The following is a 20,528-nucleotide window of genomic DNA, read 5'->3' as shown; positions in this document are numbered from 1 at the left end:
AAGACGCTTTAGGGCGTCTTTTATTTATGCACTGTAATGATATCAACGGGACACATGGAAAATCTTCACCTACCGCAGGCCACGTCTCCTCTTGCTACGTGGCTGACTTATCTGGAAAACCTGCACAGCCAGGCGATTGACCTGGGCCTTGAGCGTGTACGTCGTGTAGCCTCTGCGCTTAATTTGTTAAAGCCGGCCCCCTTTGTTTTCACGGTGGCCGGCACCAACGGTAAAGGGACCACCTGCCGTACTCTTGAAACATTACTTATCGCAGCGGGTTACCGCGTTGGTGTGTATAGCTCACCCCACCTGGTTCGGTATACCGAACGGGTACGTATTCAGTCTCAGGAACTCAGTGAGGCAGAGCATACTGCCAGTTTCGCTTTTCTTAATCAGGGGCGTGGTGAAACTTCACTGACCTACTTTGAATTCAGTACCCTCTCGGCTTTATACCTGTTTCGCGAAGCGAATCTGGATGTGGTTATCCTTGAGGTAGGGCTCGGGGGACGCCTGGATGCCACCAATATCGTGGATGCTGATGTGGCGGTGGTGACCAGCATTGCCCTGGATCATACCGACTGGTTAGGACCAGACCGTGAGAGTATTGGCCGGGAGAAAGCCGGTATTTTCCGCCAGGGCAAACCCGCCGTGGTCGGAGATCCGGACATGCCAGCGTCTGTTGGCCGCGTTGCGGCAGATAAAGGTGCTGTCCTGCTGCAACGGGATCACCAGTGGTCCTATCATGAAAAGGGAGTTGTCTGGGATTTCCGTGACATCCAGGGAGAACTACAGCAGTTGCCGGTACCGAAGGTGCCACTACCGAATGCCGCCACTGCGCTGGCCGCATTGAGGGTATCGGGATTACAGGTCAGCGAAGCTTGTATCCGCGAGAATTTACCTAATGCTGAATTGCCAGGGCGCTTTCAGACCATCAGCGAATCTCCGCGGGTGATTCTGGATGTGGCTCATAATCCTCATGCAGCTGCCTACCTGGCATCGAGATTAGCGACTTTACCTGAGACTGGTAAGGTGCATGCGGTGGTGGGAATGCTGCATGATAAAGATATTGCCGGAACACTGGCTGAACTTATCAGTCAGGTGGATTACTGGTATTGCGCGCCGCTTGAAGGTCCACGCGGAGCCAGTGCTGAAGAATTAGTCGTCCATTTACCACAGGCGGCCAGTTTCGCCTCGGTAGACGAAGCGTGGCATGCAGCAAAACTTCAGGCTGACGCGCAGGATATCATTCTGGTTTGCGGCTCCTTCCATACGGTAGCGCATGTGATGACGTCTATCTCAGGGGAGAGAGGAAGTGGCGAGTAAATTTCAGAATCGTTTAGTGGGTACCGTCATTCTGGTGGCTATCGGGGTTATTGTGTTACCCGGGCTGCTCGACGGTAAGAAGAAACACTATAAAGAGGAATTTGCAGCAATCCCTCTGGTGCCTAAGCCGGGCGACCAGCAGGATAATGATCTGGTACCCCCGGTGACGCAACCACTCACCGGGCATACCACAACGGCTCCGGGTACGGCAACGACGCCACCTGGCGGTGAAAACACCGATACTGACACCCCGGTTAACAGCGCAAATACCACCGGGCAGAGCAGTGCAAACACGCAGCCTCCGTCACAACAGACGCAGCAGCAGGCGCAGAATGATGCTACTGCACGACAACAGGAAGAGGCTCGCCAGAAGCAGGCACAACAGGCACGTCAACAGGCTGAACGTGAAGCCAGTCAGGCTCAGGCACGTGCTCAGCGCCTGGCCAGTGAAGCGGCAGCCAAAGCTAAAGCGAAACAGGCTCAGGCCGAAAAAGAACGTCAGCGCGCACTGGAAGCACTGAATGATCAGCCTGCAACACAGCCCTCTGCCCCAGCAGCGGAAACGAAGGCGGATGCACCGACCGGTCAGGCTTATGTTATCCAGCTTGGAGCACTGAAAAATGCGGCTAAAGTGACTGAAATTGTGACAGAGCTAAGGGCGTCAGGTTTCCGGGCTTACTCGATACCAGCGACACCCGTTCAGGGCCAGATCAATCGCATACAGGTAGGGCCAGACAATTCGAAAAGTCGCCTGCAATCGCAGATTGAACAGTTGAAAAGTAAAACCGGCCTGAGTGGAGTTGTCAGGCCATATACCGTGCGGTAATGGCAGCCTTTCGTTACACTGTCAGATCGCGTTTTCAATAATACTTATGAAAATCAGCATGTTACTTAGCTGAACTTACAGGGGCAATGAAACGAAATTTTCATTGCCCTTTTTCTCTGCAGTCGGGGGAAAACGGTACGCAAACGTTTTCTTTTTCTGTTAAAATGCGCCCCGAACAGATTGCAGAAGGGATCACTGTTGCACCGGAAGAGCTCATGAACTGGATTGATTACGTCATAATCGGGATTGTCGGATTTTCGGCTTTAGTTAGTCTGATCAGAGGATTTGTGCGGGAAGCCTTATCTTTAGTCACCTGGGGATGTGCTTTTTTTGTTGCCAGCCACTATTTTTCTTATCTGGCAGTCTGGTTCACCGGGTTTGAAGAACCCATGGTACGTAATGGTGTAGCAATAGCCGCGCTGTTTATTGCGACGCTGATTGTCGGGGCGATTGTCAATTATGTGATTGGATCGCTGGTTGAAAAAACCGGACTGTCGGGTACTGACCGTGTACTGGGTGTTTGTTTCGGAGCATTACGAGGGGTGTTGATTGTTTCAGCTATCCTGTTTTTTCTTGATACATTCACCGGGTTTTCTAAAAGTACGGACTGGTCACAATCGCAGCTGGTTCCGCAATTCAGCTACATCATCAGATGGTTTTTTGACTATTTACAGAGCACGTCGAGTTTTTTACCCCGGTCATAAGGCAGGGGAGATACGGCTTTAATGAGGAAATGACAACATGTGCGGTATTGTCGGTATCACCGGGTTTCTGCCGGTCAACCAGTCTATTTACGATGCATTAACGGTATTACAGCACCGCGGCCAGGACGCGGCGGGGATCTGCACCATTGATGCGATGAACTGCTTCCGCCTGCGGAAAGCAAACGGACTGGTGAGCGATGTGTTTGAAGCACGTCATATGCAGCGCTTACAGGGGAATATGGGGATTGGCCATGTTCGTTACCCGACAGCAGGAAGCTCAAGTGCCTCTGAAGCCCAGCCTTTTTACGTTAACTCTCCTTACGGTATTACGCTGGCACACAACGGAAATCTGACCAATGCTCATGAACTGCGCTCACGTTTATTTGAGTATGGCCGTCGTCATGTGAATACCACCTCAGACTCTGAAGTGCTGTTGAATGTTTTTGCCCAGGAACTCGACCGTTTTCAGGTCTATCCGTTGACGGCAGAAAATATTTTTGCCGCCGTAGAATCACTACATACTCTGGTCCGCGGGGCCTATGCAGTGGTATCGATGATTATTGGCCACGGTATGGTCGCTTTCCGTGACCCGAATGGCATTCGTCCTTTGGTTCTGGGTAAACGTGTATTGCCGGATGAACGCACTGAATATATGGTTGCGTCTGAAAGTGTTGCCCTGGACACCTTAGGCTTTGAATTTATACGCGATGTGGCACCGGGTGAAGCCGTTTATATCACCGAGCAGGGTGAACTTTCTACCCGGCAGTGCGCAGCGAACCCGAAAAGCCATCCGTGCTTGTTTGAGTACGTTTATTTCGCGCGTCCTGACTCATTTATCGATAAAATTTCGGTGTACAGTGCCCGTGTTCGTATGGGGACTAAACTGGGTGAGAAGATTGCCCGTGAGTGGGAAGACCTGGATATTGATGTGGTTATTCCAATCCCGGAAACCTCTACCGATGTCGCATTGGAAATTGCCCGTATTCTGGATAAACCTTATCGCCAGGGGTTCGTTAAAAACCGTTATGTCGGCCGGACCTTTATTATGCCTGGACAGCAGATGCGTCGCAGTGCGGTTCGACGTAAGCTGAATGCAAACCGTGCCGAATTCCGTGATAAGAATGTGTTGCTGGTTGATGACTCCATTGTCCGTGGCACCACTTCTGAGCAGATAATTGAAATGGCCCGTGAAGCCGGAGCGAAGAAAGTGTATCTGGCTTCAGCGGCACCGGAAGTGCGTTTCCCTAACGTCTATGGCATCGATATGCCCAGTGTTACCGAACTGATTGCTCACGGACGTGAAGTTGATGAAATCTGCCACCTGATTAAAGCGGATGCGTTAATTTTCCAGGATCTGAATGATCTTATCGACGCCGTACGTGAAGAAAATCCGGATATCACAGAGTTTGACTGCTCGGTGTTTGATGGAATCTATGTCACCAAAGATGTTGATCAAGGCTATCTGGATTATTTACAGTCACTGCGCAACGATGATGCTCAGGCGATTGCCAGACAAAATGAAGTCGAAAATCTGGAATTGCATAACGAAGGTTAAACTTCTCGTAATGACATAAAAAACATAGGGCGGATTTTCCGCCCTGTGTTTTTTGGAATTCTGTTCGCCTCAATGCCCCGTCACACGTTATGATGCTGGTTTTTAGTGCACCTCCCGGAGCAGGTTATGAAAAGACTCATTGTTGGTTTATCAGGAGCCAGCGGCGTTATTTACGGTATTCGTCTGTTAGAGGTACTGAAAGATCTGCCTCAGGTGGAAACCCATTTAGTCATGAGTCAGTCTGCCCGTCAGACACTAGCCATGGAAAGTGATATCAGCGTGCGGGAAGTTCAGGCGCTGGCAGATGTGGTGCACGATAATCGTGATATAGGCGCCAGTATCTCTTCCGGTTCATTTAAGACTGATGGTATGGCCCTGCTGCCTTGTTCAATGAAGACATTGTCAGGAATTGTGCACAGCTACAGTGACAATTTGCTGACCAGGGCGGCGGATGTGGTTCTGAAAGAGCGGCGGACACTGGTACTCGGTGTACGTGAAACGCCTTTACACCTGGGGCACCTGAGAATGATGACGACCGCCGCAGAGATGGGGGCGATTATTATGCCGCCGGTGCCTGCGTTTTATCATCGCCCGCAAAATGTCATGGATATCGTCGACCAGACAGTTAACCGGATTATTGACCAGTTTAACATTGAGCTGCCTCAGGACTTATTTGCCCGCTGGCAGGGCAAGAGCTAAACCCAGCACGCACTAAAATGATTCATTGCCCGGTAATGGCACCAAAATGGTGCCTTTTGTGCATTGTGGTGGTGCATTTCTGCCGGCAACCAGTCACAGAGCTTTGTCAGGAAGGTGTTTAATCCGCGACAAAATAAAGTATTGGTCGGTTCCGGCCTTTTTCAGGTAAGGTGATGCTGCCTGGCACGAAAAGTGCTAAATAATTTGTGAACACACAACATTCATTACTCAACACTATAAAAAATATCAACCTGAGGGCAGTCTATGAAAAAGCGAGTATTAGCTCTTTCTCTAATGTTGGCAATTTCCAGCGTTGGCAGTGTATTTGCGGCAATTCCCAAAACGCTGCGTATCGGAACCGACCCAACGTATCCGCCCTTTGAGTCAAAAGATTCCAGTGGTAAACTGGTGGGTTTTGACATTGATCTGACAAACGAAATTTGTGCGCGTATCCACACTAAGTGTACCTATGTGGAAGGTGACTTTGACGGACTGATCCCGTCACTGCAGGCCAATAAAATTGATGCCATCATTTCCTCGTTATCTATCACTGAGAAACGTGAGAAACAGATCGCGTTTTCAGAAAAACTGTATGCGGCGAACTCCCGACTGGTGGCGGTGAAAGGTTCTACCCTGCAGCCGACACTTGCATCGCTGAAAGGTAAAAGTATTGGGGTAGAGCAGGGAACTACTCAGGAAACCTATGCTAACGAATACTGGCGTCCACAGGGAGTCAATGTTGTTTCTTATTCCGGACAGGACCAGGTGTATCAGGATCTGCATGCCGGACGTATCGATGCTGCTTTCCAGGATGAAGTACAGGCCGGAGAAGGCTTCCTGAAAAGCCCTGTAGGAAAGGGTTATGCCTTTGCGGGTCCTGCGGTTAAAGACGATAAAATCTTTGGTGTGGGAACCGGAATGGGAATGCGCAAAAGTGACACAGAGCTGAAGGCTGCGGTGGATAAAGCTTTCGAGTCTATGCGTAAGGATGGAACTTACGACAAACTGGCGAAAAAATATTTCGACTTTAATGTCTACGGCGATTAATTCGCCGCGAGCTGCCCGCCGCCAGTTGCGGGCAGTGGTTGTCTCTTTTGTTGCAGGAATTGTTTAATGCTCTATGGATATACCGACGTCATTATGAAAGGCGCGCTGGTAACGATTGAACTGGCAATCAGTTCTGTGGTTCTGGCGGTTATTTTGGGACTGATAGGCGCCGGAGCCAAACTTTCAAAAAGCACAATCTTACGATCTGTGTTCGGTTTATATACCACCATTATTCGTGGTATCCCCGATCTGGTATTGATGCTGCTTATCTATTACGGACTGCAGATTGCTCTTAATCAGTTTACAGACCTGATGGGTTGGGAACAGATTGATATCGATCCCATGGCGGCCGGGATTATCACCATCGGCTTTATCTACGGCGCTTATTTTACTGAGACGTTCCGTGGGGCTTTCCTGTCGGTCCCTAAAGGGCAGACGGAAGCAGCTACGGCTTATGGCATGACCAGTTCTCAGGTATTTCGTCGGGTGTTATTCCCATTGATGATGCGTTTCGCACTGCCTGCCATTGGTAACAACTGGCAGGTTATTCTAAAAGCGACGGCATTAGTGTCATTACTTGGCCTGGAAGATGTGATTAAGGCGACGCAACTGGCAGGTAAAAGCACCTGGCAGCCGTTCTACTTCGCGATTGTCGCCGGAGTCATCTATCTGTTCTTTACCACAGTCTCCAATGGTGTGTTGTGGTGGCTGGAACGCCGCTATTCAGTTGGGGTGAAAAAGGCCGAATTATGATTGATATTATTCACGACTATTGGCAGTCATTGCTATGGACGGATGGCTACCGGTTTACCGGCGTAGCGGTAACACTCTGGCTGTTAATTTTGTCAGTAGTGATTGGTGGAGTGATGGCTGTCATACTGGCCATTGCCCGCGTATCATCGAACCGCTTTATTAGTACTCCGGTATGGATCTTTACCTATGTTTTTCGTGGTACACCCTTGTATGTACAGCTACTGGTGTTTTACACCGGAATGTATACCCTGGAAGTGGTGAAAGGCAATGAGTTGCTGAATGCCTTCTTCCGTAGCGGTATGAACTGTACCTTACTGGCCTTTGCACTAAATACCTGCGCTTACACCACCGAGGTGTTTGCCGGAGCTATTCGTTCTGTACCACACGGTGAAATTGAAGCCGCGCGGGCTTATGGTTTTTCCCGTTTCAAAATGTATCGTTGTATTATTCTTCCTGCAGCGCTGCGTATTGCACTGCCGGCTTACAGTAACGAAGTTATACTGATGTTGCACTCCACATCACTGGCGTTTACCGCCACGGTGCCCGACGTTCTGAAAATAGCCAGAGATATTAATGCCGCGACATATCAGCCTTTTACTGCGTTTGGTATTGCTGCGATTATTTATCTGGTCATTTCTTATGGTCTGATTACGCTGTTCCGTATGGCCGAGCGTCGCTGGCTGCCACATGTTAAATCCTGATCCCGCTGAGTAAAAATATGGCTGAAATAAAATTAAGTGTGACAGAACTCCACAAACGTTATGGAGAACATGAGGTTCTCAAGGGAGTTTCATTACAGGCTGCGGCTGGTGATGTGATTAGTATTATCGGATCTTCCGGGTCCGGTAAGAGTACGTTTTTACGCTGTATTAATTTTCTGGAAAAACCCAGCGAAGGCACCATTGCGCTGAATAAAGAAAATATTAATCTGGTGCGTGACAAAGATGGCCAGCTTAAAGTGGCCGACAAAGAACAATTGCGGAAATTACGTACCCGCCTGACCATGGTGTTCCAGCACTTCAACCTGTGGAGCCACATGACAGTACTGGATAACGTGATGGAAGCTCCGGTTCATGTTCTGGGAATCAGCAAGCAGGAAGCCCGTGAGCGGGCAATTAAGTACCTGGATAAAGTCGGTATTGATGAGCGGGCACGGGCGAAATATCCGGTACATCTGTCCGGTGGTCAACAACAGCGCGTATCCATTGCCAGGGCGCTGGCGATGGAGCCTGAAGTTCTATTGTTCGATGAACCGACATCTGCGCTTGACCCTGAACTGGTGGGCGAAGTGCTGCGAATTATGCAGCAACTTGCAGAAGAGGGGAAAACCATGGTGGTGGTTACCCATGAGATGGAGTTTGCCCGCCACGTCTCTAACCATGTTATTTTCCTGCATCAGGGGAAAATTGAAGAGCAGGGTCATCCGGAGACGGTATTCAGTCAGCCGAAAAGCCCGCGTCTTCAGCAGTTTCTTTCCGGCGCATTAAAATAACCACTTCCCTGCCTGTATCACTATCTGTGGTACAGGCAGGAGTATATTCAGCAGGAGTTGCTGCACAGACTATCGCTTCTCAGGCGATGAAACAGTCAGCAATTGCCTTCCTGCTAAAAATTCTGTAAACAGATATTTATCGTCACGCGTAGCGAGAACTGTTTATGTCTTCTCCCGGATTAATTTTGTGGTCTGACTCAGGATTTCATAGTCCTTATGCCATGTCGGTGTATGTCTGTATGCAGGAGAAAGGGCTGCGCTTTAGCGTAAATACGCTGAATCTGGAACAGAACCAGCATACCCGCCCGGAGCTGTCTTCGTTGTTGCTGACAGGGCGAGTCCCTTGTCTGCAACATGATGGGTTTACACTGTCTGAATCTTCAGCTATCGCTGAGTACCTCGACGAGACATTCCCTGCACCAGACTATCCACGAGTTTATCCGTCTCATCATCAGCAAAAAGCAATGGCCAGACAGGTCCAGGCCTGGTTACGCAGTGATTTTCTGGCATTGCGTACGGAGCGGCCAACCGATGTTATTTTTTCCGGACGAAAATACCCCCCGTTGTCTGCTGCGGGGGAACGTGATGTAAAAAAACTGATCAGTGGTGCTTCTCAGCTGATAGGGCAACATTCTTCGTTGTTTGGTCAATGGTCAGTGGCTGACTGTGATTTAGCCGTGATGCTTAACCGACTGACAAAGCACGGTGATCCTTTGCCGGAAAGACTTCAGGAGTATGCAGCATTTCAATGGCAACGAGCGTCGATACAGTTGTGGGTGAATGAAGCGGTAAAGCTAAATAACAAATAAACCGGCGATGGGCAGAGTAATATTTAACATTAACTTTACGTCCATTGTAATAATTGTCTGATAATATTAGATACTGTGAGTATCTGCGAGATAAAAGGGTTACGGATGGTGGAGCAAATTCCTGAAGACGGTATTGAGTGGGTTGATATCGTAAGTGAAGATGATGAAGTCGTCAAAACAGCCAGTCGTGCGCAAATGCGTGCAGAGTGTCTCCGTCATCGGGCAACCTATATCGTGGTGCATGATGGAATGGGGCGAATTCTGGTTCAGCGTCGTACAGAGATTAAAGATTTTATGCCGGGGAAGCTGGACGCTACCGCGGGTGGCGTAGTGCAGTCAGGTGAAGATTTGCTGATCTCTGCACGGCGTGAAGCTGAGGAAGAACTTGGCATTGCGGATGTGCCTTTTGCTGAACACGGCAAATTCTACTTTGAGGATCAGCACTGTCGTGTCTGGGGTTCATTATTCAGTTGTGTGTGCCACGGCCCCTTTGCGATGCAGGAAAGCGAAGTCGCAGAAATCTTCTGGATGACACCGGAAGAAATTACTGTACGTTGTGATGAGTTTACCGACGACTCACTGAAAGCCTTATCTTTATGGATGAGTCGGAACAGCGAAGCCCGTCGCGCATCTAACGAAATTCAGTCCTGATCCCTCCTGGATTGAGTGCCGAAAAGTCAGCAGGCGGGCATTATGCCCGCCTGTTCTGTTGATACCTCAAAACTGTTATTGGTGAGTTTCGGCCTGTTTTGACTGGATGGCAGTCAAAGCGATGGTATAGACGATGTCATCTACTAAGGCACCACGCGACAGGTCATTCACTGGTTTACGCATTCCCTGTAACATCGGTCCGATAGAGATCAGATTCGCCGAGCGCTGAACTGCCTTATAGGTAGTATTTCCGGTATTCAGATCGGGGAAGATAAACACAGTCGCACGCCCGGCGACCACTGACTCAGGGGCTTTAGATTTCGCCACATCTTCCATTATCGCCGCGTCGTACTGTAAGGGGCCATCGATGATTAAGTCCGGGCGTTTCTCTTTGGCCAGGCGAGTGGCCTCCCTGACTTTTTCAACATCACTGCCTGCGCCTGAATTCCCGGTTGAATAAGAGATCATTGCCACTCTCGGCTCTATGCCAAAGGCTGTGGCTGAGTCTGCAGACTGAATCGCGATTTCGGCCAGTTGTTCGGCAGTTGGGTCCGGGTTAATGGCACAGTCGCCGTACACCAGCACCTGTTCCGGCAGCAGCATGAAGAACACAGAGGAGACCAGTGAGCTGTTAGGTGCAGTCTTAATCAGTTGCAGAGGGGGACGGATGGTGTTTGCGGTGGTATGAACTGCCCCGGAAACCAGACCGTCCACTTCGTTTTTCTCCAGCATCAGTGTTCCGAGAACGACATTATCTTCCAACTGTTCTCTGGCGACAATTTCTGTCATCCCCTTACTCTTACGCAGTTCAACCAGCCTTGCCACATAATCTTCACGTACTTTCAGGGGGTCGATGACTTCGATCCCTTTGCCAAGGGTGACGCCCTGGGTGGCCGCTACGCGATGAATTTTATCCGGAGAACCCAACAGGATACAGGTGGCAATCCCACGAGCTGCACAGATGGCAGCCGCTTTGACTGTTCTCGGCTCATCCCCTTCCGGCAGGACAATGCGTTTAGCTGCCTGACGGGCCAGTTCTGTCAACTGATAACGGAATGCCGGAGGTGACAGCAGACGGTTCCCGGCAGAGGCACCACTGAGTGAGTTCACCCAATCGGTATCGATATAACTTGCCACATACTCCTGAATTTTTTCAATTCGCTGAGTATCATCGATAGGAACTTCCAGATTAAAACTCTGCAAATTAAGCGAGGTTTGCCAGGTGTTAGTATTCACGGTAAAAACGGGGAGTCCGGTTTGTAGTGCCCGTGAGCAGAGGGCCTGGATCGGCGGATCAATTTCATAACCGCCGGTCAGTAAAATAGCCCCAATTTCTACACCGTTCATTGCTGCAAGGCAGGCCGAAACCAATACATCCGGCCGGTCTGCCGATGTCACCAGCAGAGAACCCGGGCGAAATAATTCCAGCATATGTGGCAGGCTGCGGGCACAGAAGGTGACTGACTGAATACGCCGGGTGTGAATATCACCTTCGTTAACCACCCTGGCGTTCAGATGACGACACATATCAATGGCCCGGGTGGCAATCAGGTCGAAACTCCAGGGAATACATCCGAGTACCGGTAACGGACTGCTTTCACGAAGTTTGGTGGTATCCAGATTGGCAATACTCGCTTCGGTGGAATCTTCGAAAATTTCAGAAAGGTCAGGGCGGGTCCGGCCTTGATCATCGACCGGAGCATTGAGCTTATTAATGATGATGCCTGAAATGTTTTTATTTTTCTTTCCACCGAAACTGCTCTGAATAATTTCGATACGTTCTCTGAACTGGGCGGCGGTATCGTTGCCGGGGGACATCACAAAGATGATTTCGGCATTCAGAGTTCGGGCAATTTCATAGTTCAGAGCATTCGCGAATTCATGCTTACGGGTAGGGACGAGACCTTCGACTAATACCACCTCAGCATCACGGGCGTTCTCGTGATAACGGGCGATAATCTCTTCCATTAATACATCCTGCTGATTAGAGCCCAACAGATTTTCGACGTAAGACATACGAAGGGGTTCTGCAGCAGGAATCACCGAGTTATGACGAATAATAGCCGTGGTGTGATCTTCTGCATCGTTGTTGGAACGAGGCTGCGCTATAGGTTTAAAGATGCTCAGGCGCATCCCTTTTCGTTCCATAGCACGGATAACACCGAGACTGACGCTGGTCAGACCGACACTGGTGCCGGTAGGAATTAGCATAATTGTGCGGGACACAATCGACCTCTCTTTTTTTATTCGGTCCTAAAACAACACCGCCAGCCTTAGCTGACGGTGGGGGATAAATCAGGCTGTCAGTCTTGCCGCATCCCGGGCAATGACGAGTTCTTCATTGGTTGGAATAACCAGTACCGGGCGGGTACCGGGTTGATTGATAAAGCCGGATTCGCCGAAACGTGCTGCCAGATTGCTGTCATCATCCACTGCCATGTTCAGTAAGGCCAGTTTTTTCAGTGTCAGTTCCCTGACTTTGGCCGCATTTTCACCAATTCCGCCGGTGAACACGACAGCATCCAGTCGGCCGTCCATCAGGGATGTATAGGCACCAATATATTTTGCCAGGCGATGACAGAAAACGTCCATGGCACGCCGTGCATTCTCCAGCGTCAGGTAATTATCTTCCACATAACGGCAATCGCTGGTGGTTTCGGTCAGACCCAGCAGACCGGACTCTTTGGTCAGCATGTGGTTGATCTGTTCTGTGTTCATCCCCAGATTATCGTGCAGGAAGAAAATGATAGCCGGATCAATATCACCACAGCGGGTACCCATCACCAGGCCCTCCAGCGGGGTTAATCCCATTGAGGTATCCACAGACTTGCCATCGCGGATGGCTGTGACTGATCCACCATTACCAAGATGACAGGTGATGACGTTGAGTGTTTCTACCGGTTTTTCCAGCATCCGGGCCGCTTCACGAGATACGTAATAGTGGCTGGTACCATGAGCGCCATAACGGCGAATGCCATGCTGTTTGTAGAGTTTATACGGGAGAGCGTAAAGATAAGACTCCTCAGGCATTGTCTGGTGGAAAGCGGTATCAAATACCGCTACATTTTTACTGGAAAGATGTGGAAAGTTTTTCAGTGCTTCTCTGATGCCTGTAAGATGAGCCGGATTATGTAACGGGGCAAAATTAGAAGATTTGCGGATTTCCTCAATGACCTGGTCATTGATAACCACCGATTCTGTAAGGCTCTCACCGCCGTGGACGACCCGGTGCCCGATAGCAACAATTTTATCTGAAAGTTCAGGTTGCTGGTGCAGGATAGTGTGGACAATAAAATCGAGGGCCTCACTATGGGCAGCACCAGCTCCCAGAGTAGCTTCCTGTTTATTGCCGTCATGTTTCCACTTTATCCTGGCTTCTGGCAAATTGAAGCATTCAGCCAGTCCTGAAAGATATTCATCCCCGCTTTCAGGGTCTATGATGGCAAACTTCAAAGAAGAACTGCCGCAGTTAAGAACCAGGATTAACTTACTCGACATGGAAGCACCTATTTGTTTAAAGTGGCGATTAACAGCGCCATCAGACGTTAATGTAACCCATGAATGCAGACAGGTTTAGAATAAATACCCGGCCAGGGCAATATATTGTCCATACTCAAAAAATCAGTGATTTCTGCGTTTTTTTTTGAGTATGTGACCATAAGTTGCCGTCTCCGGATCCACTCATTTTGGCAGAATCAGCGACTGCTCAACAGCCAACGGGTGGTTACAGCGAGCATAAATTTACCCTGGTTGATGCTCGGATTTCAAAATTTTTTGATGTTTTATTGATATAATTGAGGTGCCGTGATGAGTAATTCAGGCAACGTAAGCTGGTTTGGCGTATTGCAACGCGGGCAACACTATATGAAAACCTGGCCTGATGATAAACGTCTGAGCCCGGTGTTTCCTGAGCACCGGGTCGGTAAGGCGATACGTTTTGCTGTACGTTTTATGCCGCCGCTGGCTGTCTTCACCCTCTGCTGGCAGATTGCACTGCATGCGCAGTTGGGACCGGCGGTAGCCAGTGCCTTATTTGCCTGCAGTCTGCCATTACAGGGGCTGTGGTGGATGGGTAAACGTTCAATGAAGCCACTGCCACCGTCATTGTTGAACTGGTATCACGCCTTGCGGGAAAAACTTGCCGAGGCAGGCCAGGCCACAGCCATGCCGGAAGGGCCGCCGACCTACCAGTCTTTGGCGGATATTCTGAAACGGGCATTTCGTCAGTTGGATAAAACGTTTCTTGATGATCTGTGACAGGGCGTGGTAGCGCCTGTAGCATGGCCGTAAAAGGACGAATGTCACCAAATCTACGGCTAAATGTTGTGTATTAAGAGTAGCGATTTCGATACGGCCCGGGAAAAACAATGTTTAAAACCTTTTTGTTTGATTTAGATGGTACTTTGGTAGACTCGTTACCTGCAGTCGAGCTTGCCTGGACAGAGTGGGGACACAGACATCAGATTGATGCTCAGCAGATTCTCAACTTTATCCATGGTAAGCAGGCGATTACCTCATTGCGTCATTTTCTGGCGGGTAAACCCGACTCTCTGATCCGCGAGGAGTTTGCCTGGCTTGAACATCGCGAAGCGACACAGACCGAGGGTATTGTTCCACTACCAGGGGCTACGCAGTTGCTTGAATCCTTAAACCGTCAGCAGATTCCGTGGGCCATTGTCACTTCCGGGAGTTATCCTGTCGCGTTTGCCCGTTATCAGTGTCTTGGGTTGCCCATGCCGGAAGTTTTTATCACGGCAGAAAAAATTGCCAGGGGTAAACCAGAGCCCGACCCCTATCTGACAGGTGCACAACAGATGGGATATAGCCCACAACAATGTGTGGTGGTTGAAGATGCCAGCGCCGGGGTGATTTCAGGCCTGACGGCAGGTTGTGCGGTGGTAGCAGTGAATGCTCCTCAGGAAACGCCCGGCATTGAAAACTGTCTGCTGCGTCTGACTTCGCTCGGGCAATTATCCGTGCACCTGCAGGAAGATAACAGTTTCCGGCTCAGTAAAATGCCCTGAACTACTGTGATTACTGCCCGCGATGGAGTAACGCGGGCATTCACTGCGGCAAAATATTAGTGATAATGTTCTGAAATTTTATCCAGCGTCGTGGTGCAGCTTGCACAAAATACTTCCATAAAATCATTTGCTTCTGGCATCTCATCTCTGAGTTCCGCAATCCGACTTTCCAGACCTTCTTTCACATGCTGAAATTCATCGTTATGGAAGCGCAGTTCATTTAATGCCTTGATGTATGCCGATAAAATATCAGCGGCTTTGACGATGGCTTTATAACGCGGATCGACATTTTTCTGAATGATCAATCCTGAGAAACTTTCCCGTAAATCTTCGGGCAGAGTCTCGATGCATTCCTGCTCTGCCAGGGTCTCCAGTCTCTTAAACGCTTCAGTGAATTGTGGATTGTGGTACTTGGTTTTGGAGTTAATATCCTGCAACTTGGTTTCAGAGACTTCATGGTACAAGGCGATCACCGCGGCCCTGTCTGGGTCCAGGGTGTTACCATAACGCTTATTGCCAATGACGGTCAGTAAATGGGCGATGACCGCGACCTGATGGCTATGCTCTGCGACATTCTCTTTCTGAAAACAATGCATTAATGCCCAACGTTTGATTAACGGCATCCGGGTGATCCATGCCATAAATGTACTTTGTAGTTTCATTATCTGGTTCCTTAAGCGCCGGTATCTGTAGACTTTGGCGTCAATAATAGCAGGAGTTTGTGGCTGCAGGACGCAAGACAACAGGGTGAAACAGGTGAGGGCCATGGAAAAGCAGGGGGCCGGCCCTGAAGGGCCGGACGGCAGAGCAGAGACTACTGGCGATAATGTTCCAGGAAACGGCCAAATTTTCCGATAGCCATTTCCAGGTCATCAACCCTTGGCAGAGTGACTATCCGCACATGGTCTGGCCAGGGCCAGTTAAAGGCGGTACCTTGTACCAGCAAAACTTTTTCCTGGAGCAGGAAATCCAGTACCATTTTCTGATCGTCATGAAGGTTGAACTTTTTAGGATCGATACGTGGGAACATATACAACGCCCCCTGTGGTTTCACACAACTGACCCCGGGAATATCATTAATCAGTTCCCATGCCCGATTCCGCTGTTGGTACAAACGGCCTTCCGGGACAATGAATTCGCTAATGCTCTGGTAACCACCCAATGCTGTCTGGATAGCATGCTGTGCCGGAACGTTGGCACACAGTCGCATCGAGGCCAGCATCTCCAGCCCTTCAATATAGCCTTTGGCATGCTTTTTAGGGCCGTTAAGTACCATCCATCCCTGACGGAATCCGGCAACCCGGTAGGTTTTAGATAACCCGTTAAATGTCACCGTCAGTAAATCCGGGGCAAGTGCCGCGATGGAGTGATGCTGAGCCTCATCGTAAAGAATTTTATCGTAAATCTCGTCAGCAAAAATAATCAGGTTATGTTCGCGGGCGATAGCCACGATTTCCAGCAATAATTCTTTGCTGTAAACAGCTCCGGTCGGATTATTAGGGTTAATAATTACGATCCCACGGGTGCGGGGGGTAATTTTAGCCCGGATATCCTCAAGATCAGGAAACCAGCCGGCAGACTCATCGCACAGATAATGAACGGCTTTACCACTGGACAATGAAACAGAGGCTGTCCACAGTGGATAATCCGGAGCCGGAACCAGCATTTCATCACCGGTGTTCAGCAACGCCTGCATGGATTGCAGAATTAATTCTGAGACACCATTGCCGATATAAATATCTTCTACCGTCACATCGCGCATTCCGCGTTTCTGGTAGTGCTGCATAATGGCTTTACGGGCGGAATAGAGCCCTTTTGAATCACAGTAACCCTGAGACGTGGGCAGATGTTTAATCACATCAACCAAAATTTCGTCCGGTGCTTCAAATCCGAAAGGTGCGGGATTTCCGATATTGAGTTTGAGAACTTTGTTACCTTCTTCTTCAAGGCGCTTCGCCTCTTTCAGAACCGGACCCCGGATATCGTAACAGACGTTATCAAGTTTCGCGGATTTTTCAATTTTCTGTGTCATTACAATCGCCTTGGATGGCAGAGTCCATTTGTCTGCCCTGTGAGTCATCCCTATAAATGTACTCCTCTGATTCAGCTAAAAGAAGGGTAAAGATGTGTTTTGGCGAGTTGTTCAGCTCATCAGTTATTTTAATGTTATTATATAATGCAAATCATTAGATTATTGGATGTAATGACCATAATGTTGCAATAAAACAGGTTTTTGTTCCATCACCTTGCTTCCTGTATCCACTTGATATTAACCGAATATCTGAGTGCTCTATTTTATGGTCACAAATAAAATTCGGCTTATACCGGTTAGTGTTAATTGATTATTTATCTTTGTAATCGCTTTCATTTTTATTGTAAAGATTAGAAAATCAACCAATAGCATTCCGAATCAATAGTTAATTAAGATAATTCTGCTAAATGCTAATAAATACTGACATTTTATTTATCATTAAACTGGAAAATTACATTTTAAAAACATAGGGATAGTTTATATCTGAGAGGAAAAGTCCTTTAAAGTAAACTCCGGTGGGAAAAGAATAGGAAATCAGAGTCTCTGAATATGAACCAGGTCAAAAATTATGTACTTTTATATAAAAATAATTCCAATTTACGGTTAAAAATGATTAAGTATTATTAATAAATTTAATACGGATTGAAATCTGTAATGAATTTTACGCGCTGCCTTTTAATCAGGCAGAAGTCATCTAAAATTATCGATGCAGCATTCCGGAGGTAATGCAGTAGCAACCAGGTGAAGTATCTAATCTAATTGCCTGTATTAACTCGAGATTTTTGGGTCCCTTAGGGCGTTTGAATTGACTGGCCAGATTGCCGTCGATCCCTTGCCCGATGATCTCCGGGTTCTGTTTGTATCCTGTCAACAGACAGGTTTAGTAGTAACACCAGGGCAGTAAGTAATAAAAACTTATAAGTGACTATAAAATATGACAAATACTAATCCTCCAATTATGAATCTGGACCTCGACCTGTTAAGGACATTTGTTGCAGTAGCTGACCTGAATACTTTCGCTGCAGCAGCAGCGGCAGTTTGCCGGACGCAATCTGCAGTGAGTCAGCAAATGCAGAGGCTTGAGCAACTGGTTGGCAAAGAACTGTTTGCCAGACACGGCCGTAATAAGTTATTGACCGAGCATGGTATTCAGTTACTGGGTTACGCCCGTAAGATATTACGCTTTAATGATGAAGCTTGTGCATCTCTTATGTACAGCAATGTCCAGGGCGTACTGACCATAGGCGTTACCGAAGACACCGCTGAAACGTTATTGCCTTATGTCCTTAATCGTATTACCACTTTGTATCCGAAACTGACCATTGATATTCGTATCAATCCTTCGGCAACGGTTTTCACGCTGCTGGAAAATAAAGAGGTTGATCTTGTGCTCGCTACGGCAGGCCATGAAGGTGTCATCAGTCAGGTATTACGTACATCGCCGACATTATGGTTCTGTGCCGCAGATTATGCTTTCCGCCACGGCGAAGCATTGCCTCTGGTTTTACAGGATGAGCCAAATCCTTACCGTGAGATGGCTATTGACAGTCTGAACCGTAATGGCACGCTGTGGCGAATTTCTTACGTAGCCACCTCGTTATCTGCAGTGAAAGTCGCCGTTAAATCAGGGCTGGGGGCGACTGCACGTCCTGCAGAAATGATTGGCCCGGAAGTTCGGGTTCTGGGGAATGCCGAAGGGTTACCTGCGTTACCCGATACTCAGTATCTTCTGTGTCGTCTGGAGAACAGCGATAACGAGCTACTGCGGTCAATTTTTACTGTGTTACAACCGCTGGCTGATCCTTCACATCCGCTGTCTGCACATGATGAGTATCGTGGTGACGATGAAGAGGATATTCCAGAGTTTAATGTCAAAGATATGGCTGGCGAATAGCACATAATCTTCATACCGGGTTGACCCCGGCCCGAAAACCCCCGTCGGTTGAACAATCGCTGGCGGGTGTTTTATCTCCCCCATTTCATCTCTACTGCGAAAAAAACCGTAAACAGGTTGTTTTTTGCTCACTCCCGCCATAAGCCTGTTCCTGATCAAAAAAATAATCTGTCTTCAGGAAGGAAAATTATCAAAGACCTGCCAGACTATAAGGACTTAGTGTGTGATTTGAACAGGTTGGCAGTTATACGACCTGAACTGAAGCGATTTAGCTGGACGAAGGCGCACTACTTGTTAATAATATGTTCGTTTTGTGAATTAGTCTTTAACTATAATTGTCAAGGTTGACAAAAGGTTACCAAAAGGGGTAAAAAACCCATAAAAATGCTGTGGATACGAAACGACAGCACTCTTTATAACGTTAATACCCTTCCCTTGAATTGTTGTGGTGATGGACGGTTGCGGTCTGATAAGTCTCTGAGCCACGTTTGATGAGTAAGCATGAGTATGTCAACAACCATTGAAGTAATTGCACATCATTGGGCTTTCGTTGTATTCGTCGTTATTGCCTTCGGACTCTGTGCCTTCATGTTAACCGGTGGCTGGTTACTCGGAGGCAGGGCTAAAGCCCGATACAAAAATACTCCTTTCGAATCGGGTATCGACTCGGTCGGTAATACTCAGCTGCGTTTGTCTGCAAAATTTTATCTGGTGGCGATGTTCTTCGTCATTTTCGATGTCGAAGCCCTGTTTCTTTACGCCTGGTCTACGTCAGTGCGTGAAAGCGGCTGGGTCGGCTTTGCAGAAGCGACAATTTTTATTTTGGTATTACTGGCAGGTCTGGTGTATCTGGCGCGGATTGGTGCGCTGGACTGGGCGCCTGCCCGGCGTCGTGTCCCTGTCACTACTGACGCTGGACGCAGTGATATTCCCTCTCAAAAGCAGTAACAGCGAGGCATTAAAATGGACTATACGCTGACCCGCATAGACCCCGAAGGTAATGGCGACAATGATCGTTACCCTCTGCAGAAACAGGAAATTGTAAGCGATCCCCTTGAGCAGCATGTTCATCGCAGTGTGTACATGGGCAAACTCGAACACGCATTACATGACATGGTTAACTGGGGCAGAAAAAACTCGCTCTGGCCTTATAACTTCGGTCTTTCCTGCTGTTATGTCGAAATGACAACCTCTTTTACTGCAGTGCATGACGTGGCGCGCTTCGGCGCGGAAGTTATGCGTGCGTCTCCCCGCCAGGCTGATTTTATGGTGATAGCCGGCACCCCGTTTACCAAAATGGCCCCTGTCATTCAGCGTTTATATGATCAAATGCTGGAGCCCAAATGGGTTATTTCGATGGGGGCCTGTGCTAACTCCGGCGGAATGTACGATATCTATTCGGTCGTGCAGGGCGTGGATAAATTCCTGCCGGTGGATGTTTACATCCCGGGTTGCCCGCCCCGTCCGGAGGCTTACATGCAGGCATTGTTGCTGTTGCAGGAGTCTATTGGTAAAGAACGTCGCCCTCTTTCCTGGGTCGTCGGCGATCAAGGGGTATATCGGGCCAATATGCCGTCGGAGCGTGAACGTAAACGCGGTGAGCGTATTGCCGTGACAAACCTGCGCAGCCCGGATGAAATTTAAGCCGGTTATTTAGGGATGCTCATACCGCGCGTTGGCAGAAGTAAACCCGCCGGATTTCATCCTGATGTCATCTTA

Annotated in this window: 20 protein-coding genes; 16 read left to right on the top strand and 4 right to left on the bottom strand. The window is 48.6% G+C overall.

The genetic code is table 11. The annotated features are described in order from the left end of the window. Positions 1 to 54: 54 nt before the first annotated feature. From folC to yfcD, 11 genes are all read left to right on the top strand, one after another. Positions 55 to 1,323, top strand: a complete 1,269-nt coding sequence (gene folC, locus HA49_RS07825; protein WP_038021796.1) for a bifunctional tetrahydrofolate synthase/dihydrofolate synthase — start codon at positions 55 to 57, stop codon at positions 1,321 to 1,323. Then, positions 1,313 to 2,149, top strand: a complete 837-nt coding sequence (locus HA49_RS07820; protein ID WP_038021795.1) for an SPOR domain-containing protein — start codon at positions 1,313 to 1,315, stop codon at positions 2,147 to 2,149. The genes folC and HA49_RS07820 overlap by 11 nt, the downstream gene beginning before the upstream one ends. Positions 2,150 to 2,364: 215 nt before the next feature. Next, positions 2,365 to 2,853: a colicin V production protein gene (gene cvpA, locus HA49_RS07815; protein ID WP_038022700.1), complete on the top strand. Its 489-nt coding sequence runs from the start codon at positions 2,365 to 2,367 to the stop codon at positions 2,851 to 2,853. Positions 2,854 to 2,890: 37 nt separating this feature from the next. Continuing rightward, complete coding sequence (gene purF, locus HA49_RS07810) at positions 2,891 to 4,408, top strand: amidophosphoribosyltransferase (RefSeq protein WP_038021792.1); 1,518 nt, start codon at positions 2,891 to 2,893, stop codon at positions 4,406 to 4,408. 126 nt (positions 4,409 to 4,534) lie between these two features. Next, complete coding sequence (locus HA49_RS07805; RefSeq protein WP_038021790.1) at positions 4,535 to 5,107, top strand: UbiX family flavin prenyltransferase; 573 nt, start codon at positions 4,535 to 4,537, stop codon at positions 5,105 to 5,107. Positions 5,108 to 5,371: 264 nt separating this feature from the next. Continuing rightward, on the top strand, positions 5,372 to 6,154 hold the full coding sequence (locus HA49_RS07800; protein WP_038021787.1) for a lysine/arginine/ornithine ABC transporter substrate-binding protein: 783 nt from the start codon (positions 5,372 to 5,374) through the stop codon (positions 6,152 to 6,154). 66 nt (positions 6,155 to 6,220) lie between these two features. Continuing rightward, a complete protein-coding gene (gene hisQ, locus HA49_RS07795) occupies positions 6,221 to 6,907 on the top strand; it encodes a histidine ABC transporter permease HisQ (RefSeq protein ID WP_038021785.1) in 687 nt (228 codons plus the stop codon). After that, a complete protein-coding gene (locus tag HA49_RS07790; protein ID WP_038021783.1) occupies positions 6,904 to 7,608 on the top strand; it encodes an ABC transporter permease in 705 nt (234 codons plus the stop codon). Before hisQ ends, HA49_RS07790 begins: the two co-directional genes overlap by 4 nt. 17 nt (positions 7,609 to 7,625) lie before the next feature. Beyond that, positions 7,626 to 8,399: a histidine ABC transporter ATP-binding protein HisP gene (hisP, locus tag HA49_RS07785; RefSeq protein ID WP_038021780.1), complete on the top strand. Its 774-nt coding sequence runs from the start codon at positions 7,626 to 7,628 to the stop codon at positions 8,397 to 8,399. 164 nt (positions 8,400 to 8,563) lie between these two features. Next, entirely contained in the window at positions 8,564 to 9,208 is a 645-nt protein-coding gene (gene yfcF / locus HA49_RS07780; protein ID WP_038021777.1) for a glutathione transferase, read from the top strand. A gap of 105 nt (positions 9,209 to 9,313) precedes the next feature. Then, complete coding sequence (yfcD, locus tag HA49_RS07775; RefSeq protein WP_038021776.1) at positions 9,314 to 9,859, top strand: NUDIX hydrolase YfcD; 546 nt, start codon at positions 9,314 to 9,316, stop codon at positions 9,857 to 9,859. Positions 9,860 to 9,934: 75 nt separating this feature from the next. Here yfcD and pta read toward each other — a convergent pair whose 3' ends face one another. Beyond that, positions 9,935 to 12,070, bottom strand: a complete 2,136-nt coding sequence (gene pta, locus HA49_RS07770) for a phosphate acetyltransferase (RefSeq protein ID WP_038021773.1) — start codon at positions 12,068 to 12,070, stop codon at positions 9,935 to 9,937. Positions 12,071 to 12,154: 84 nt separating this feature from the next. After that, positions 12,155 to 13,357, bottom strand: a complete 1,203-nt coding sequence (locus HA49_RS07765; RefSeq protein WP_038021770.1) for an acetate kinase — start codon at positions 13,355 to 13,357, stop codon at positions 12,155 to 12,157. A gap of 309 nt (positions 13,358 to 13,666) precedes the next feature. Between HA49_RS07765 and yfbV the strand changes: the two genes are divergently transcribed. Beyond that, positions 13,667 to 14,116, top strand: a complete 450-nt coding sequence (gene yfbV / locus HA49_RS07760) for a terminus macrodomain insulation protein YfbV (protein WP_038021768.1) — start codon at positions 13,667 to 13,669, stop codon at positions 14,114 to 14,116. A 110-nt stretch (positions 14,117 to 14,226) separates the two neighbouring features. Further along, on the top strand, positions 14,227 to 14,883 hold the full coding sequence (locus HA49_RS07755) for a sugar phosphatase (RefSeq protein WP_038021764.1): 657 nt from the start codon (positions 14,227 to 14,229) through the stop codon (positions 14,881 to 14,883). A gap of 56 nt (positions 14,884 to 14,939) precedes the next feature. Here the strand turns inward: HA49_RS07755 and yfbR are convergent, their stop codons facing one another. Beyond that, complete coding sequence (gene yfbR / locus HA49_RS07750) at positions 14,940 to 15,545, bottom strand: 5'-deoxynucleotidase (protein ID WP_038021761.1); 606 nt, start codon at positions 15,543 to 15,545, stop codon at positions 14,940 to 14,942. Positions 15,546 to 15,697: 152 nt separating this feature from the next. Then, on the bottom strand, positions 15,698 to 16,915 hold the full coding sequence (locus HA49_RS07745) for a pyridoxal phosphate-dependent aminotransferase (RefSeq protein WP_038021758.1): 1,218 nt from the start codon (positions 16,913 to 16,915) through the stop codon (positions 15,698 to 15,700). A 934-nt stretch (positions 16,916 to 17,849) separates the two neighbouring features. Here HA49_RS07745 and HA49_RS07740 point away from each other — a divergent pair. The 3 genes from HA49_RS07740 (at position 17,850) to HA49_RS07730 (ending at position 20,453) form a co-directional block, all read left to right on the top strand. Then, the gene (locus HA49_RS07740) at positions 17,850 to 18,809 is read left to right on the top strand and encodes a LysR family transcriptional regulator (protein ID WP_046791716.1); all 960 of its coding nucleotides are present in this window, start codon (positions 17,850 to 17,852) and stop codon (positions 18,807 to 18,809) included. A gap of 501 nt (positions 18,810 to 19,310) precedes the next feature. Further along, positions 19,311 to 19,757, top strand: a complete 447-nt coding sequence (locus tag HA49_RS07735) for an NADH-quinone oxidoreductase subunit A (RefSeq protein ID WP_038021755.1) — start codon at positions 19,311 to 19,313, stop codon at positions 19,755 to 19,757. A 15-nt stretch (positions 19,758 to 19,772) separates the two neighbouring features. Continuing rightward, positions 19,773 to 20,453 carry a NuoB/complex I 20 kDa subunit family protein gene (locus HA49_RS07730; protein WP_038021753.1) on the top strand — a complete coding sequence of 227 codons (681 nt, stop codon included), beginning with the start codon at positions 19,773 to 19,775 and terminating at the stop codon, positions 20,451 to 20,453. The last annotated feature ends 75 nt before the right edge of the window (positions 20,454 to 20,528 follow it).

Source organism: Tatumella morbirosei (genome assembly GCF_000757425.2).
In the GTDB taxonomy this organism is placed as follows: domain Bacteria; phylum Pseudomonadota; class Gammaproteobacteria; order Enterobacterales; family Enterobacteriaceae; genus Tatumella; species Tatumella morbirosei.
This window is presented reverse-complemented; position numbering and strand designations above follow the sequence as displayed.